Raw genomic sequence first — 14,453 nt, 5'->3', positions numbered from 1 at the left:
TGTTACACTTTTGTCGAAGGTATCGAAATTGAGGTGTCCATTGAATGAACAATCAACGATATGTGGTCATTGATGTGGAAACGACAGGGAATTCGCCGAAAAAAGGCGACAGAATCATTCAAATTGCAGCGGTTGTGATTGAAAATGGACAAATGACCGAACGTTTCTCCAAATATGTGAATCCCAATCAGCCGATTCCCGCTTTTATCGAGCAGCTGACGGGAATTTCGAATGAAATGGTTGAAAATGAAGAGCCATTTTCGGCGATTGCCGAAGATATTTTTGAGCTGCTTCAAGACAGCTGTTTTATCGCTCATAACATTCATTTTGATCTTGCTTTTGTAAAGTATGAGCTGCAGCAGGCCGGTTTTGGCGAGCTTGAATGCAGCGTTCTCGATACGGTGGAGCTTTCGAGAATCGTTTTTCCGGGTTTTGACGGCTATAAATTGACTGAGCTGAGCGAAGAGCTTCAGATTCGCCATGAAAACCCGCACAGGGCTGACAGCGATGCGGAAGTGACCGCTTTGATCTTTTTACATATGATGGACAGACTGAAAAGGCTGCCGATTCCGGTTTTGAAATCAATCAGACGTTTATCCTGGCATTTGATCAGTGACGCGCAGGAGCTTTTTGACGGCTTGATCGCTGAAAAAGGTGCCGATGCCGAACTTGATGCCGGCTTTATGAAGGTTGGTTCCTTTGTGATCAGGACCCCTGAAGACGAGGATGAAGAGGCCGGTCATAAGAGCCGGGTCCCGCAGACAGAGCCGCTTATTTGGGAAAAAGACGGCGGGCTTTCTTCATTGAACGACCGGTTTGACAAGAGAGAAGGACAGACGAAAATGATGCGGGAGGTCTGGACCGCTTTTCAAAATCATGAGCATGCTCTGATCGAAGCTGCCACTGGAATCGGAAAAACGCTCGGATATCTCGTGCCGGCTGCAATCCGCGCCAAGCAAACAGGCAAGCCGGTCGTGATCAGCACATATACGACATTGCTTCAGCAACAGATGATCAACCGTGATATCCCGCTTTTGGAAAAGATTTTTCCTTTCCCGGTCAAAGCCGCGGTTTTAAAGGGCCGCTCTCATTATTTATCCATTCGCAAGTTCAAGCATATTTTACAGGAAGATGATGACAATTATGATAGCGTCCTTGCAAAAGCGCAAATTCTCGTCTGGCTGACAGATACAGAAACGGGCGATTTATCGGAAATTAATCTTCCGTCAGGCGGAAAGCTTCTGTGGGACAGACTGGCATATGATTCGCATTCATATGCAGAAAACAGCAGCTTAAGGAAACTGTGTTTTTATGAGAGAGCCAAAGCGCGGGCGCAGAAGGCTGATATGATCATTACCAATCATGCGCTTCTGTTGACTGACGAAGCCAATCAGCGAATTCATACCGGTGATGCCGATACGTTTGTTATTGATGAAGCCCATCACTTTGAACGCGCAGCGGGCGAGCAGTATGGGGCAAGAGCAGACTATGTTTTTCTCCATAAAAGGTTGATGCGGCTCGGCACCCTCAAACAAAGGGGGATTTTAAAAAAAGCCGAACGCCTCTACCGGTCAGCAGGCATTTCACCAGAATCTTTTTTCCAAATGGACGAATGGCTCGCTCAGCTTCTTGAAGAAAGCGATCTGTTCTTTACGGCTGTTCATTCTTTTGTCAAGCGGAGGAAACCAAGAAACGATCTCAACCGTCTCTTATATAAGATCGGCGAAATCGGTGAAAGCAGGGCATGGAACAGGCTTGAAGAAAGCGCGAGAAGACTGTGTTCCTTGCTGTATGACATGCACCGGCTGTTTTCGGATCAAAAGAAAAGCCTCGCTGAAAAACAGGCTTCCTTCACCAGCCGCCAGGTGTTTTTGTTAGAGGAATACGATTCATGCATGGACGACCTTGAAGAATATCGAAAGACGCTCGCCCGCTTGATGTTTGACCCTGTCGAAGATGAGGTCGTCTGGATTGAAATTGACGCGAAGGGCGCAAAAAACGCCGCGGCCATTTACGCTCAGCCGCTTGATACAAGCGAAATTCTGGCCGACCGGTTTTTCACCGAGAAAAAAAGTGTTGTGCTCACATCGGGGACGCTTGTCGTCGAGAACTCATTTGACTATATGATCAAAAAGCTCGGTTTAAGCGATTTCTATCCGAGGACCTTGCAAATCGAGGCGCCTTTTTCTTATGATAAGCATATGAACATCATGATTCCGACGGATGTCAGCCCGATTCAAAACGATCCTGAAGACTATATTCGAGATGTCTCACGTTATGTCAAGGCGCTTGCAAAACAGAAAAACGCCAAAGTGCTCGTCCTGTTTACGTCTCATGATATGCTGCGAGATGTCTACCATGCAATAAAACAAGAGGAAGACTTTCCTTGTCAGCTCCTTGCGCAGGGGATTTCCGGCGGAAGCCCCGTCAAGGTTATGAAATTGTTTAGATCGTATCCCCATGCGGTTCTTCTCGGAACGAACCATTTTTGGGAGGGCGTTGACTTTCCGGGTGACGAGCTGACGACGCTGGTCATCGCAAGGCTGCCGTTCAGGCCGCCAGACCACCCCGTTGAATCAGCCAAGTGTGACCGGGCAAAGAGAAGGGGAGAAAGCCCGTTTCAAGCGGTATCTCTGCCGGAAGCTGTCCTGGCATTCAGGCAGGGTATCGGCAGGCTGCTTCGCTCGGAGAAAGACAGCGGAACGGTCGTGATTCTCGACCGCCGCATCCGAACCTCTTCCTACGGTACGGTGTTTATGAAGGCTCTGCCCCCTGCAAAAGTCATGGAGCCTACATTCCTTGAGCTTGAAGCGTACATAGCCGGGAAAAACGGCTAAAAGCCGCATAAAGCGGCTCTTAAATGGTGTGGATTAAGGTTTTATTTTTTAGGCTGTTTATTTAAACGGTTATCCCGTTGTAACAACTAGTATGGCTTTAGGCACAGAGAGTATGAATTACAATTATTGTTTCGTTCGGAGGTATTTGAAAAATGGAAAACAAAATCGAAATTTTATCTACCGTAAGCGTCGAGCATTCAGAAGACCTGTATAAAATCGTCGACCTTTTGAACCGCACGCTCAAACGCGATGATCTCATGTTCGGCCTCGCTCTCGATGAAGAAGATCAAAAACAGGCCATTTTTACGATTTATCGTACTTAGGAGCAGAAAATGGGCAAAAAAACATTAATTTTCATACTGATATTTGGTATTATCTTTTTAACAGCACTTCTTGCGGGAGCGAATGTCTACCGTACGGCTATGGATCAGAAAGAAAGCGGCCACGAGCAGGCTGCCGAAACAGCCAAGCAGGAAGCAGGCTTAAAACAAGTTGACAGCGTGGAGACGTTTGTCGGCAAAGAAAAGCAGTACATTGTCACAGGGACGGACAAAAAAGGCGGCAAAATGTATGTTTGGGTGCCTGCTGACAAAAAGCAGAAAACGATTTACAAAAAAGCGGCAGACGGCATTACCGGCCGCCAGGCTTCAAAAGCGGTTCAGGATGAAGGCCTTGTGTCTGAGCTTAAAGAGGTGCACCTTGCAAGGGAAGGCAATGTTCTATTGTGGGAAGTTACATACTTAAATAAAGATGGGCAGTACAGTTTAAGCTATGTGGACTTTATAAACGGAAAAATTCACAAAAATATTACGCCTTAGACGAAACAGGGGGAAATCGAGTTGAATCTAGCTAAAAGAGTATCAGCGTTAACACCATCTGCAACACTGGCAATCACTGCAAAAGCAAAAGATTTAAAAGCGGCAGGGCACGACGTCATCGGTCTTGGGGCGGGTGAACCGGATTTTAATACGCCTGAGCACATCATTGAGGCGGCTGTCCGTTCGATGAATGAAGGACATACCAAATACACGCCTTCCGGAGGTCTTGCGGCGCTGAAAGACAGCATCCGCGAAAAATTCAAGCGCGATCAGGGAATCGAGTACCGCCAATCTGAAGTTATCGTGTGCACAGGTGCAAAGCATGCTCTTTACACCCTATTTCAAGTGCTCCTCGACGAAGGGGACGAAGTGATTATTCCGACTCCGTACTGGGTCAGCTATCCTGAACAAGTCAAGCTTGCAGGCGGCAAACCGGTATTTGTGGAAGGCCTTGAGGAAAACAGCTTCAAAATTTCTCCGGAGCAGCTTGAAAAAGCCGTCACGGAAAAAACGAAGGCTGTGATCATCAATTCCCCAAGCAATCCGACAGGCATGATGTATACGGAAGAAGAGCTGAAAGCGCTCGGTGAAGTATGCCTTCGCCGCAACATTCTAATCGTATCTGATGAAATATATGAAAAGCTGATTTACGGCGGAAAAAAACATGTATCCATCGCACAGCTTTCTCCAGAACTTAAAAATCAAACCGTAATCATCAACGGGGTTTCCAAGTCACACAGCATGACCGGCTGGAGAATCGGGTATGCGGCAGGCAGCGAACCGATCATTAAAGCGATGACGAACCTTGCCAGCCACAGCACGTCAAATCCGACATCTGTCGCACAATACGGAGCCATTGCCGCTTACAATGGACCAAACGAGCCTGTTGAAGAGATGAGAAAAGCTTTTGAAGACCGGCTGAACAAGGTGTATGAACTGCTTGTTGACATTCCGGGATTGACATGCCTGAAGCCTGAAGGGGCCTTCTACTTGTTCCCGAATGCAAAAAAAGCGGCAGAATCGTGCGGCTTTTCAAGCGTTGATGAATTCGCCGAAGCGCTTTTGGAAGAAGAAAAAGTTGCGATCGTTCCCGGTTCAGGGTTCGGCGCACCGGACAACATCCGTCTGTCGTATGCGACATCCCTGTCACTTTTGGAAGAAGCGGTCGCACGGATTCGCCGCTTTGTCGTGAATCGCAGCCGCTAGAAGCAGAAAGCGTCCGCAGCTGGACGCTTTTTGCATGCACGCAAGCTGCATTGACCTGATCGAATCAAAAAAGGTATAATATACGTTATGGACGTCAGAAAGAATGAGGGCTTGACCGAATTCTTTCGTGTTTTGGAGGGAAACGATAGTGAAAACAACAATAAACCAAGTGTACAAGCATGTTGGTGAAGAAGTAACAATCGGCGCTTGGATCGCCAACAAACGCTCAAGCGGCAAAATTGCGTTTTTGCAGCTTAGAGACGGGACAGGCTTTATCCAAGGAGTCGTCGTCAAAGCGGAAGTGGACGAAGAAACATTTCAAGCTGCTAAATCTGTCACACAGGAAACATCTTTATATGTAAAAGGCGTCGTCAAAGAAGACGAGCGTTCGCCACTCGGCTACGAGCTTGCAGTCACATCGCTTGAAGTCATCCATGAAGCGACAGATTATCCGATTACGCCAAAAGAACACGGAACAGAATTTTTGATGGATCACAGACATTTGTGGCTCCGTTCAAAACGGCAGCACGCAACGATGAAAATCCGCAATGAAATCATTCGCGCTACATACGAATTTTTCAATAAGGAAGGCTTTGTTAAAGTCGATCCTCCGATTTTGACGGGAAGCGCACCTGAAGGAACGACAGAGCTTTTTGCGACAAAGTATTTTGACGAAGATGCCTACCTTTCGCAAAGCGGCCAGCTTTACATGGAAGCAGCTGCAATGGCTTTAGGAAAAGTCTTTTCATTCGGGCCGACTTTCAGAGCTGAGAAATCAAAAACGAAGCGCCATCTGATTGAATTCTGGATGATCGAACCGGAAATGGCGTTTGTCGAATTCAATGAAAACCTTGAAGTTCAAGAGAACTATGTCTCTTTCATCATTCAAAGCGTGCTTGAAAACTGCAAAATTGAACTGAATACGCTCGGCAGAGACACTTCCAAACTGGAGCTTATCAAAGCGCCTTTTCCAAGAATCACGTATGATGAAGCGATTCAGTTCTTAAAAGAGAAAGGCTTTGACGATATTGAATGGGGCGATGACTTCGGCGCTCCTCACGAAACGGCGATTGCCGAAAGCTATGACAAACCGGTATTTATTACACACTATCCGACATCATTAAAGCCGTTTTATATGCAGCCTGCACCTGACAGGGACGATGTCGTACTGTGCGCTGATTTGATTGCGCCTGAAGGCTACGGTGAGATTATCGGCGGATCTGAACGGATCCATGATCTTGAGCTTCTCGAAGCGCGCCTGAAAGAGCATGGTTTAGAATCGGATGCTTATCAATGGTATGCAGAGCTGAGAAAATACGGCTCAGTTCCGCATTCAGGATTCGGACTCGGACTCGAACGGACGGTTGCCTGGATCTGCGGTTCTCCGCACGTCCGCGAAACGATTCCGTTCCCAAGACTATTAAATCGCTTATATCCTTAAGAAAAAAGTCTCCTGATTGCAGGAGACTTTTTCACAGTCATCCATGATATACTGGAAGGTAAGAGGTGTATCGAATGAAAAAACAGCACTTTATTAAGATGCAGGAGATGGGATCTGTCACCATTCCGAATCTGCTTTTTTTGAACTATCGGGAGCTTGGCTTAAATGAGACAGAATTCATGCTGCTCTTAAACATTAAAATGCATGTTGAAAGAGGTTCATTTTTTCCGACGCCGGAGGAATTAAGCAAGACGATGTCGATTGAAACCGAACAATGTATGAACATGCTGAGAATGTTCATTCAAAAAGGCTTCATCTATATAGAAGAATGCGAAGACCAGAACGGCATTAAGTTTGAAAAGTATTCGCTCGAACCTCTCTGGGGCAAGCTGTTTGAGCATCTTGAAATGGACGAGCAGAAGAAACTCGCTGAACAGAATGAAGGCGAAGAGAAGAGCCTTTATACGATCTTTGAAGAGGAATTTGCGCGGCCGCTGTCTCCGCTTGAATGCGAGACGCTCAGCATCTGGCTTGACCAGGATCATCACGATGCACAGCTGATCAAACAAGCTCTCAAAGAAGCCGTCATATCAGGAAAACTCAATTTCCGCTACATTGACCGGATTTTGTTTGAGTGGAAGAAAAACGGCATTTCAACAGTCGAACAAGCCGCAAACTACAGCCAAAGATTCAGGCGGAAGACCGCACCGCGGCAGAGTGAGCAAAAGGAGTATACAAGACAGGTTCCTTTTTACAATTGGCTTGAACAATAAAGTGAAAGGTGAAGACATGCTGACAAAAAAACAGATCGAGTTTTGTTTAGAAACAATCGGTGAAATGTTTCCGGATGCTGAATGCGAATTAGTCCATGACAATCCGTTTGAACTTGTTATCGCCGTCGCTTTATCGGCCCAATGCACAGATGCGCTTGTCAATAAAGTGACGAAAACGCTTTTCAAAAAATATAAAAAGCCTGAAGATTATCTTGCTGTTCCGCTTGAAGAGCTGCAGCAGGACATCAAATCGATCGGCTTATACCGGAATAAAGCAAAAAATATTCAAAAGCTCTGCAAAATGCTGCTGGAAGAATACGGCGGTGAAGTGCCGAAAGACCGGGATGAGCTGGTGAAACTTCCGGGCGTCGGGAGAAAAACCGCCAATGTCGTCGTTTCGGTTGCATTCGGTGTTCCCGCCATTGCCGTCGACACCCACGTGGAAAGGGTCTCAAAAAGGCTCGGCATTTGCAGATGGAAGGATTCGGTCACGGAAGTCGAAAAGACGCTGATGAAAAAAGTGCCTGAATCAGAGTGGTCCGTTACTCATCACCGCCTGATCTTTTTCGGACGCTATCACTGCAAGGCGCAAAGGCCGAAATGTGAAGAATGCCCGTTGTTTTCTCTGTGCAGGGAAGGGCAAAAACGATATAAAAAAGGGCTGGTGAAGCTGCCGTGACAAGCGTTTCTCTGTTGGACGAATACGAAAAAACGCTGCGTAAGAGAAGACCGGAATCCGGCGAAAAGCTTGACGTTCTTTTGGAAAATCCGCTCTGCTGCGATTTTTTTCTGGACATAGAAGAGGACAAGCCGTGGGAGCATGCGGAAGAATGGGTTCCGCTTCTGTTTGCGGCTTGGGAGCGTACAAAAGAAAAGCTTCTGCCCGTCTTTAAAACGAGAAAGTCAAGGTGCAGCCAGGATGATATGCTGAACGGGGTGTGCTGCTTGATCGCAAGCCTCCACTGGACGATGGGGGAGCCTGTCACAAGTCTCAACTGGGAGGCTATCACCCGTAAGGATTTTGGAGCTAAGCCGATGAACTGGACGGAACGCCTCGAGTTTATCCTCCAGAAACCAACGCAGTATCATTGTTTTATTCAGCTTGACGAATTGTTTACGGAAATGAAAAAGCAATTTTATAAATATGTTACCATCAATCATAAAAAAGCCACTCACTAAACTGTGAGTGGCTTTTTAGATTAATGGGTTCCGGTTGATTGACCATTGGAATTTGTTTGTTGATCATCTGTGTTGCTGTCTTGATCCGGGTTTTTGTTTTTGTCTTTATTCTGATCTTTGTTTTGATCATCGGCGTCATCATCTTTTCTGCCGTCTGTATTTCCCGGATTTTGATTGTTTTGATCTGGATTGCCTGAATTTTGATCATCCGGCTGATTAGAGTTGCCGTTATTTTGTTTGTCTTTGTCCTGATCATCATCAGCATCCTGCTTCTTCTCGTCATCCTCGTCTTTCTTTTCATCGTCCGCTTTTGACTCATCATCTTCAGCCGCATTGACTTTAAGCGTCACAGAAGCAGGGTCGCTTTCGCTATCTTCAGTAACGGCCGTGACTTGGAATTTGTAGACGGATCCTTCTTTTGCATTCGGTATGACGGCTTCTTTCGCACTGCTGCTTTGAATTTCGCTGTATCCGCCTCCGTCAACAGATTGTTTGACTTTAAAGGATACATCACCGTCTCCGGAATATGACCATGAAAGCTTGATGCTCTTTGATGCTTCATCATATTCTGCGCTCAAACCTGTCGGCTTGTCGGCATCTTCTTTTTCCTCATATTTTTTCGAAACAGTCGTCGGCTGTGTGCCTTTTACAAAGTACTCAGTGACTTTTTTATCGCTAGGCGTGTTGCTGCTGGCGAGCACCGGCGGGTTCGAGCCTTTTAGAACGGTCGCTTCAACGACGCTGTCAGGCTTTTCAAATGAGCCGCTGCCGTTGTCCACCTTGGCAATCAGTTTTTTGAACAGAAGTTTGGCGACTTGCTGTTCGTTTGCGCTCAGCGAATTAAAGCCTTCTTTACCGGTCCAGACCGCTGCCGTATATTGCGGCGTATAGCCGACGAACCATGAATCCCTCGCTCCATTTCGACTTATGCCGTGTTTTCTAATGTCGTCCTCGGTAAAGTTCGTCGTACCCGTTTTACCTGCTACAGTAACGCCATTGACTTGGGCGGCTGTTCCTGTTCCTCGCTGAACAGCGCTTTTCAGCATATCCGTTATCATAAATGCGGTATAATCGCTCATGGCTGCCTTTGATTCAGGCGTCAAATCAAGCTTTGTGCCGTCATTGAATTCCACCGCTGTAACAGTATGAGGCTCATTGTAGTAGCCGTTGTTGCCGAATGCGCTGTACGCTCCGGCCATTTGCAGAGGCGACACACCGTTTCCGAAGCCGCCGATTGCGTAAGCTTCCACTAAATCATCTGAATTTATGTTAAGACCAAGGTTGCCTGCGAATTTTACAATATTGTCTTTTCCGGCTGCCTGGAACGCTTTTAAAGCTGGAACGTTCCGAGAATCGACAAGTGCCTCTCTCATCGATATCCAGCCTCTGTGTCTTCTGTCATAGTTGTTAATCGGATCTCCGGTTGAATACGTGTATGCTTCATCGTTAATCTGTTCATACGTCGACCATTTCTTGTTCTCAATGACTGGGCCGTAGTCAAGGATTGGCTTAATCGTTGAACCAGGTTGACGTTTCGTATCTACTGCATAGTTAAATTCGCCTGCTTTCCGGTCGCGTCCACCCCCGAGCGCGCGGATTTCTCCGGTCTTCGTATCAAGCAAGGTGAGGCCGGCCAGCATTTTTTCGGTATACGGGATTGAATCGCCGTCCATCAGCTCATCCACATAATCTTGGGCGTCTGTATCAATCGTTGTGTAAATCTTCAGTCCGTCCGTTCCCGGAGTGACGTTCGCTTTTTCTTTCACTTCGGCGACGGCCTGCTCGATAAACGCACTGTATTTGTTGGACGTTGATTTTGCGTACTCCTTCGGAGAGACAAGGCCTTTTGTGACGGCTACTTTTTTCGCTTTGTTGTACTCTGCGTCAGAGATAAAGCCGTGTTTATTCATCAGACTCAGCACGACATTGCGCCGTTTCTCGGCTTTTTCCGGATGTTTAATCGGGTTGTAGTTATTCGGGCTTTGCGGCATGCCGGCAAGCGTTGCGGCCTGCTCGACCGTTAAGTCGTTAAGATCTGTAACCCCGTAGAACTGCTCCGCCGCTTTTCCGACACCGTAGGCCTGCGGCGAGAAGTAAATCCGGTTTAAATACATTTCCAGAATTTCGTCTTTTGAATATTTTCTTTCGAGCTGGAACGACAGCCAGACTTCCTGGACTTTCCGTTTCAGCGTTTTTTCATGTGACAGAAGGGAGTTTTTGACGACCTGCTGTGTGATCGTACTTCCGCCTTCAGAACCGAATCCGCCTTCGAAGTTTGCCAGAAGCGCTCCTCCGATCCGGATCGGGTCGACGCCGTGGTGGTCATAGAAACGCGCGTCTTCCGTTGCAAGAAATGCGTTTTTGACGGAATCAGGGATGTCTTTAATCGACACGTACGTCCGCTTTTCTGAACCAATTTCGGCGATTTCTTTTCCGTTTTTGTCATAGACGGTGGAAGAGTACGGTGTTTTCAGTTTTGCGTCATCAAGGGACGGCGAGTCCGCTACCATCACCGCAAAAGTGACGCCCCCGGCAATCAAGCCGATAACACCAATGATTAAAATGGATAAAAGAATTTTCTTAAACAATCCTGCTTTTTTCTTTTTCTTGGGTTTAGAATGAGTATTAGACCTGCTATTGCCCTGCTGGGCTTTTCGCCGTTCCTGGCGGCTGTTAAATTGATCTGACATAACATCTCAACCTTTCGTAGTTAAACCTTTCCGCTCACATGACTTTAAAATCATAATTTATGATGGCGAAAAATACAACTGATCAATAATCTTAATATAATCAATTCTTGGCGAGTATCCAAGTGAAATAGGGTGAGCGGCTTCCTGAAGCTCGTCTTTTCGGATCGATTTTCTGCCGTTTTGCTTTTTCCGCTCCCAGAAATAAAATAATTTTTCTGCTTCCAAAAAATAAATTTCTTCAAAAGCGGATATGATAACAAAACAAATGCCGTCTTGCGCCACAACCTGCTTCATATGCTCGATCTGATGATCGTGGAAATTTTGAAGCGGGAAAGAGGTCCGGCTCTTCGTTTCTTTCGCTTCAAAATCGATGTAGCGGCCTTTATAAACCCCATTATAATCAGTAGTTGACGACTGCTTGAAATATGCTTCCTTGATCACCGCAGCGCTTCGCTTCGGATAATCGACCTGAACAATCTGTACAGGAGTCGGTTTTTTATGGATGACCGCAATCGAATGAGATTGATAATACATATTCGTTTCATTCAGGTCATCTTCGAGGGTCATGCCGCGATTGGAATACGACGGCTTCTTTTGCAAGGATGAGGCAGCTGTTTTCGGCTGATACGATTTCCCGTTCGGGTAACGAATCACTTTCTTCATCCTCCTTTTACAAAAAATATGGATACTAACGGAAGTGGCTGATCTTGCACAACACTTTTTCCGCGGCGGAGCTGACGAGCCGCATTCAAGAGCTGACCGCAAAACTGAACAAGGACAATATCTCACGGACAAATGCCTACAAACGCTACTTTGACCGCCATCCTGAAATCAAGTGGTCGCTTTTGGCTTCATTTGTTTCCAGGAATGCCGGCTGGTCGATGACCGATTTAAAAGGGCGTTTATTCGAGCTCGGACTTACGGCTTTTCAGCAGAAGTGGCTGTTTTTAACGTATGAAAGAGCGAACTGGCTGATTTTTTCGGACGCCTATCCGCAGCTCCTGTTATACCATTGGTCCAAGCAGCTTGGCCAGCCGCTGTTTCATTTGCTCTCCTCATTTGGTGTGTCTTCATTTATGAAAACGGAGTGGGAGCGGTTCTGGCATGAGCGCGATCAAAAGCGGCTCATGTACGCTCTCATTATAAATGAACAAAACACTATCCAAACTCCTATTATACAAAATCCTTTGTTTAAAAAGAATGTTTTTCAGACGATTCCTTTTCAGCTATGTGAATGGTTTCACTTCAACACAGTCATTTTTCCGACGGTAGAAGGCGTTTTTTACGGCGTGTCTGTCAAACGCTTCACTAGTTTAAAGGAAAGGATCAAGCTCGGCAAGCAATTAAGCGAGCTGCTGTTTTCGCCTGAGCTTTTCCCCGGTTTTTTTCACTTTACATCATGTGTTCCGCATACCGGGTCGCGCTTTGATATGGAACGCTGGGCAGGGGTTAAAATCAGAACCTCGCCATTTTTGAGAACGTGTTATCCCGTTGTTGCCCATTCATTAGACGGATTAAAATCCGATTGGTTTCGCGGAGGAAAGAGAGAGGCAATGTTCAAAGATGAAAAACTGCCGAAAACGATCGAAATCACCGATTGGTATTTTCAAAAAAGAAGGCAGCTGCAGGCATTGTTTTCACTGGAGCATTGGCTGAATAAGAGGTAAAACAGAAAAAAGCAAGGGTTCTCCTTGCTTTTTAAGTGGACGGGCGGTTAGGTCCGCCTAATTTCTTATCCAGTGTGTCTGTTTGTTTAGCATCAGGTTTTGTTTTCGCAGGTGATTTCTTTTTGTTGTTTTCCACAGCGGGCACCTCCTTACCTTTTTAGATTTTGCAAAAAAGCGCTGATCATACCATTTTTCGCAAGATCACTTGTCGAAAGCGGGCGTTTGGCTGGAAAATGAGTTTCTTTGGCGGTTTGCTTCTAGTTTTGTCAGCTGCGGAGGAGAGGGGGCGCGTAGGGGAGAATGCATAGAAGGCGATCAAAAAGGAGGGAAGCAAATGAACGGATTTGCAAGCAAAGACTCGGTCCTTCAAATGCTTTTGGAAACGGAATCACACATGTCGTCTGCTGAGAAAGCTTTGACAGAAGCCGTACGCCGGGCGGAGCATGAAAAGCGGGCTAGCTGGAACGAACGGCTCGATCTGATTGAAAAAGAACTGGCAGAGCTCTCAGCTTGTTTAAACAGCACGTTAATGGGAGTGGAGCCAAGAGGAGAGACGGCATAAGCCGGATTCGTTGTAACGGTCGTCTTCCTTTGGTACGATAAACCCGAGGTGAAAAAATTGGATACACAATCTCTTCTTGTACAGACACGGGAATTAATCCGCCTCGTAAAAGAAGCGGAAGAACGATACAGTAAGGGAAAAGAGGAAGGGACGGAATACGATTTTTTCGAGGTTGTCAAACCTTCTGTCGAGAGATTCGAACAAACAGTGAAAAGCTGGCTGGCGGAAAGCCTGCCTTATATCAAGGCGAATCGGCCAAAATACATTTATGAAGAGCAGCTCAGCTCGGTTGAGGAAAATGCAAATGAAATTTTCATGCAGTCCTATTTCTGCAAAACCCATAAAAAACGCTTTAAAGATCTGACGGAGTCCGTCCTCTATACGCTGAAAAACGTAGAAGACGATATATTAAAAGAAGACCGGGATTAGAACCCGGTCTTCTTTTTGTTTGTTTAGCTGGCGTCCGTATTCATATCATAAGCAGGGTGCTGTGCGCCATTCGCTTCAAGAACTTTCATACTTGTGCGAAATTCGTTTAATGTCAGATGTCCCTGGATATACAAAAACTTGGCAAAATCCATCAGTTTGTTCATGCAGTCTGTCTCATACTGTTTCATCTCGGCAAAACAATTTCTTAAGTATGATACGTTCATATGGTGCATCCCCTCTCCTTTATATTAATAATATCGTACCATAACAATTCGACTTTTTTCTGTTTTTCAAATATTAAAATTTTCGACACTTTTTGACAAACTTGTGACAGAACCTTTGGAACAGGAAATGCCTTTATATCATACACATATAAAAAAGGGCTTTAGGAGGAGAGGAAAGATGGAAGAGAGGAGAACCGCCGTATATCCTTATTCCGGCCCCGGTGCGTATGTTCAAGCCGATCAGCAAAACCATCATGCCTATCATCCCGTTCAGCCGTACTACAGCCAGGAAACCGTCCCGTACGCTCATCCAGCTCAGCGGCCGCAGGCCTATCAGCAGCCGATCGAGCAGAATGTGGACCCGTTTTCAGTCTATCATCAGCCTGTTCAGCAGCAAATGCAGCCGCCGCTTCCGCCGTTTCAGGCATTTCCTTATCAGCATCCATATCCCTCGCCGCGGCCGAATCTCCACCAGCCATCACAGTTTCAAAGCTTTCTGTCGCAATTCAAAAAAAAGAACGGGCAGTTTGATTTCAGCAAAATGATGGACACCGCTGGCCAGATGGTGAGCACGGTCAACCAGGTCGGAGCGCTGGCCAAAGGGTTTATGGGATTCTTCAAATAAAA

At 46.2% G+C, this 14,453-nt stretch carries 16 protein-coding genes; 12 read left to right on the top strand and 4 right to left on the bottom strand.

Annotated features, from left to right (window positions below; genetic code table 11):
* Nucleotides 1–44: 44 nt before the first annotated feature.
* The 8 genes from dinG to M1D59_RS12235 all read left to right on the top strand — a co-directional run bounded on the left by dinG (nucleotide 45) and on the right by M1D59_RS12235 (nucleotide 8,254).
* Nucleotides 45–2,837 carry an ATP-dependent DNA helicase DinG gene (gene dinG / locus M1D59_RS12270; protein WP_458117442.1) on the top strand — a complete coding sequence of 931 codons (2,793 nt, stop codon included), beginning with the start codon at nucleotides 45–47 and terminating at the stop codon, nucleotides 2,835–2,837.
* Nucleotides 2,838–2,989: 152 nt separating this feature from the next.
* On the top strand, nucleotides 2,990–3,160 hold the full coding sequence (locus M1D59_RS12265; protein ID WP_003182913.1) for a YpmA family protein: 171 nt from the start codon (nucleotides 2,990–2,992) through the stop codon (nucleotides 3,158–3,160).
* 9 nt (nucleotides 3,161–3,169) lie between these two features.
* The gene (tseB, locus tag M1D59_RS12260) at nucleotides 3,170–3,655 is read left to right on the top strand and encodes a cell wall elongation/penicillin-binding protein regulator TseB (protein WP_020451926.1); all 486 of its coding nucleotides are present in this window, start codon (nucleotides 3,170–3,172) and stop codon (nucleotides 3,653–3,655) included.
* A gap of 21 nt (nucleotides 3,656–3,676) precedes the next feature.
* On the top strand, nucleotides 3,677–4,861 hold the full coding sequence (locus M1D59_RS12255) for a pyridoxal phosphate-dependent aminotransferase (protein ID WP_023857423.1): 1,185 nt from the start codon (nucleotides 3,677–3,679) through the stop codon (nucleotides 4,859–4,861).
* Nucleotides 4,862–5,009: 148 nt separating this feature from the next.
* On the top strand, nucleotides 5,010–6,302 hold the full coding sequence (gene asnS / locus M1D59_RS12250; RefSeq protein WP_023857422.1) for an asparagine--tRNA ligase: 1,293 nt from the start codon (nucleotides 5,010–5,012) through the stop codon (nucleotides 6,300–6,302).
* Between the two features lie 74 nt (nucleotides 6,303–6,376).
* Complete coding sequence (locus tag M1D59_RS12245; protein ID WP_023857421.1) at nucleotides 6,377–7,075, top strand: DnaD domain-containing protein; 699 nt, start codon at nucleotides 6,377–6,379, stop codon at nucleotides 7,073–7,075.
* Nucleotides 7,076–7,091: 16 nt separating this feature from the next.
* Nucleotides 7,092–7,754, top strand: coding sequence for an endonuclease III (gene nth, locus M1D59_RS12240; protein ID WP_023857420.1), 663 nt, complete (start codon nucleotides 7,092–7,094; stop codon nucleotides 7,752–7,754).
* The gene (locus M1D59_RS12235; protein WP_075213147.1) at nucleotides 7,751–8,254 is read left to right on the top strand and encodes a YpoC family protein; all 504 of its coding nucleotides are present in this window, start codon (nucleotides 7,751–7,753) and stop codon (nucleotides 8,252–8,254) included. Before nth ends, M1D59_RS12235 begins: the two co-directional genes overlap by 4 nt.
* A gap of 20 nt (nucleotides 8,255–8,274) precedes the next feature.
* Here M1D59_RS12235 and M1D59_RS12230 read toward each other — a convergent pair whose 3' ends face one another.
* On the bottom strand, nucleotides 8,275–10,944 hold the full coding sequence (locus M1D59_RS12230) for a PBP1A family penicillin-binding protein (protein WP_458117441.1): 2,670 nt from the start codon (nucleotides 10,942–10,944) through the stop codon (nucleotides 8,275–8,277).
* Between the two features lie 57 nt (nucleotides 10,945–11,001).
* Nucleotides 11,002–11,598: a Holliday junction resolvase RecU gene (gene recU, locus M1D59_RS12225; RefSeq protein ID WP_003182896.1), complete on the bottom strand. Its 597-nt coding sequence runs from the start codon at nucleotides 11,596–11,598 to the stop codon at nucleotides 11,002–11,004.
* 53 nt (nucleotides 11,599–11,651) lie between these two features.
* On the opposite strand from recU, the gene M1D59_RS12220 reads away from it, so the two are divergent.
* Complete coding sequence (locus tag M1D59_RS12220) at nucleotides 11,652–12,611, top strand: DUF2515 domain-containing protein (RefSeq protein WP_020451919.1); 960 nt, start codon at nucleotides 11,652–11,654, stop codon at nucleotides 12,609–12,611.
* A gap of 31 nt (nucleotides 12,612–12,642) precedes the next feature.
* Here M1D59_RS12220 and sspM read toward each other — a convergent pair whose 3' ends face one another.
* Nucleotides 12,643–12,747, bottom strand: coding sequence for an acid-soluble spore protein SspM (sspM, locus tag M1D59_RS12215; protein ID WP_009328007.1), 105 nt, complete (start codon nucleotides 12,745–12,747; stop codon nucleotides 12,643–12,645).
* Between the two features lie 198 nt (nucleotides 12,748–12,945).
* Between sspM and M1D59_RS12210 the strand changes: the two genes are divergently transcribed.
* Nucleotides 12,946–13,173, top strand: a complete 228-nt coding sequence (locus M1D59_RS12210; protein WP_023857416.1) for a YppD family protein — start codon at nucleotides 12,946–12,948, stop codon at nucleotides 13,171–13,173.
* Between the two features lie 57 nt (nucleotides 13,174–13,230).
* Complete coding sequence (locus tag M1D59_RS12205; protein ID WP_458117440.1) at nucleotides 13,231–13,602, top strand: YppE family protein; 372 nt, start codon at nucleotides 13,231–13,233, stop codon at nucleotides 13,600–13,602.
* A gap of 23 nt (nucleotides 13,603–13,625) precedes the next feature.
* Here M1D59_RS12205 and M1D59_RS12200 read toward each other — a convergent pair whose 3' ends face one another.
* On the bottom strand, nucleotides 13,626–13,826 hold the full coding sequence (locus M1D59_RS12200) for a YppF family protein (protein ID WP_011198064.1): 201 nt from the start codon (nucleotides 13,824–13,826) through the stop codon (nucleotides 13,626–13,628).
* Between the two features lie 178 nt (nucleotides 13,827–14,004).
* On the opposite strand from M1D59_RS12200, the gene M1D59_RS12195 reads away from it, so the two are divergent.
* Nucleotides 14,005–14,451 carry a YppG family protein gene (locus M1D59_RS12195; RefSeq protein ID WP_020451916.1) on the top strand — a complete coding sequence of 149 codons (447 nt, stop codon included), beginning with the start codon at nucleotides 14,005–14,007 and terminating at the stop codon, nucleotides 14,449–14,451.
* Nucleotides 14,452–14,453 lie beyond the last annotated feature (2 nt).

It is taken from the genome of Bacillus sp. PK6-026, from assembly GCF_054161455.1.
The sequence above is the reverse complement of the archived record's forward strand: the minus strand, read 5'-3'. Positions and strand labels throughout refer to the sequence as shown.

Excerpts from the sequence above, each read along its gene's own strand:
- dinG (WP_458117442.1), top strand. The coding sequence starts at position 45 with ATGAACAATCAACGATATGTGGTCATTGATGTGGAAACGACAGGGAAT.
- M1D59_RS12265 (WP_003182913.1), top strand. The coding sequence starts at position 2,990 with ATGGAAAACAAAATCGAAATTTTATCTACCGTAAGCGTCGAGCATTCA.
- tseB (WP_020451926.1), top strand. The coding sequence starts at position 3,170 with ATGGGCAAAAAAACATTAATTTTCATACTGATATTTGGTATTATCTTT.
- M1D59_RS12245 (WP_023857421.1), top strand. The coding sequence starts at position 6,377 with ATGAAAAAACAGCACTTTATTAAGATGCAGGAGATGGGATCTGTCACC.
- nth (WP_023857420.1), top strand. The coding sequence starts at position 7,092 with ATGCTGACAAAAAAACAGATCGAGTTTTGTTTAGAAACAATCGGTGAA.
- M1D59_RS12230 (WP_458117441.1), bottom strand. The coding sequence starts at position 10,944 with ATGTCAGATCAATTTAACAGCCGCCAGGAACGGCGAAAAGCCCAGCAG.
- M1D59_RS12210 (WP_023857416.1), top strand. The coding sequence starts at position 12,946 with ATGAACGGATTTGCAAGCAAAGACTCGGTCCTTCAAATGCTTTTGGAA.
- M1D59_RS12200 (WP_011198064.1), bottom strand. The coding sequence starts at position 13,826 with ATGAACGTATCATACTTAAGAAATTGTTTTGCCGAGATGAAACAGTAT.
- M1D59_RS12195 (WP_020451916.1), top strand. The coding sequence starts at position 14,005 with ATGGAAGAGAGGAGAACCGCCGTATATCCTTATTCCGGCCCCGGTGCG.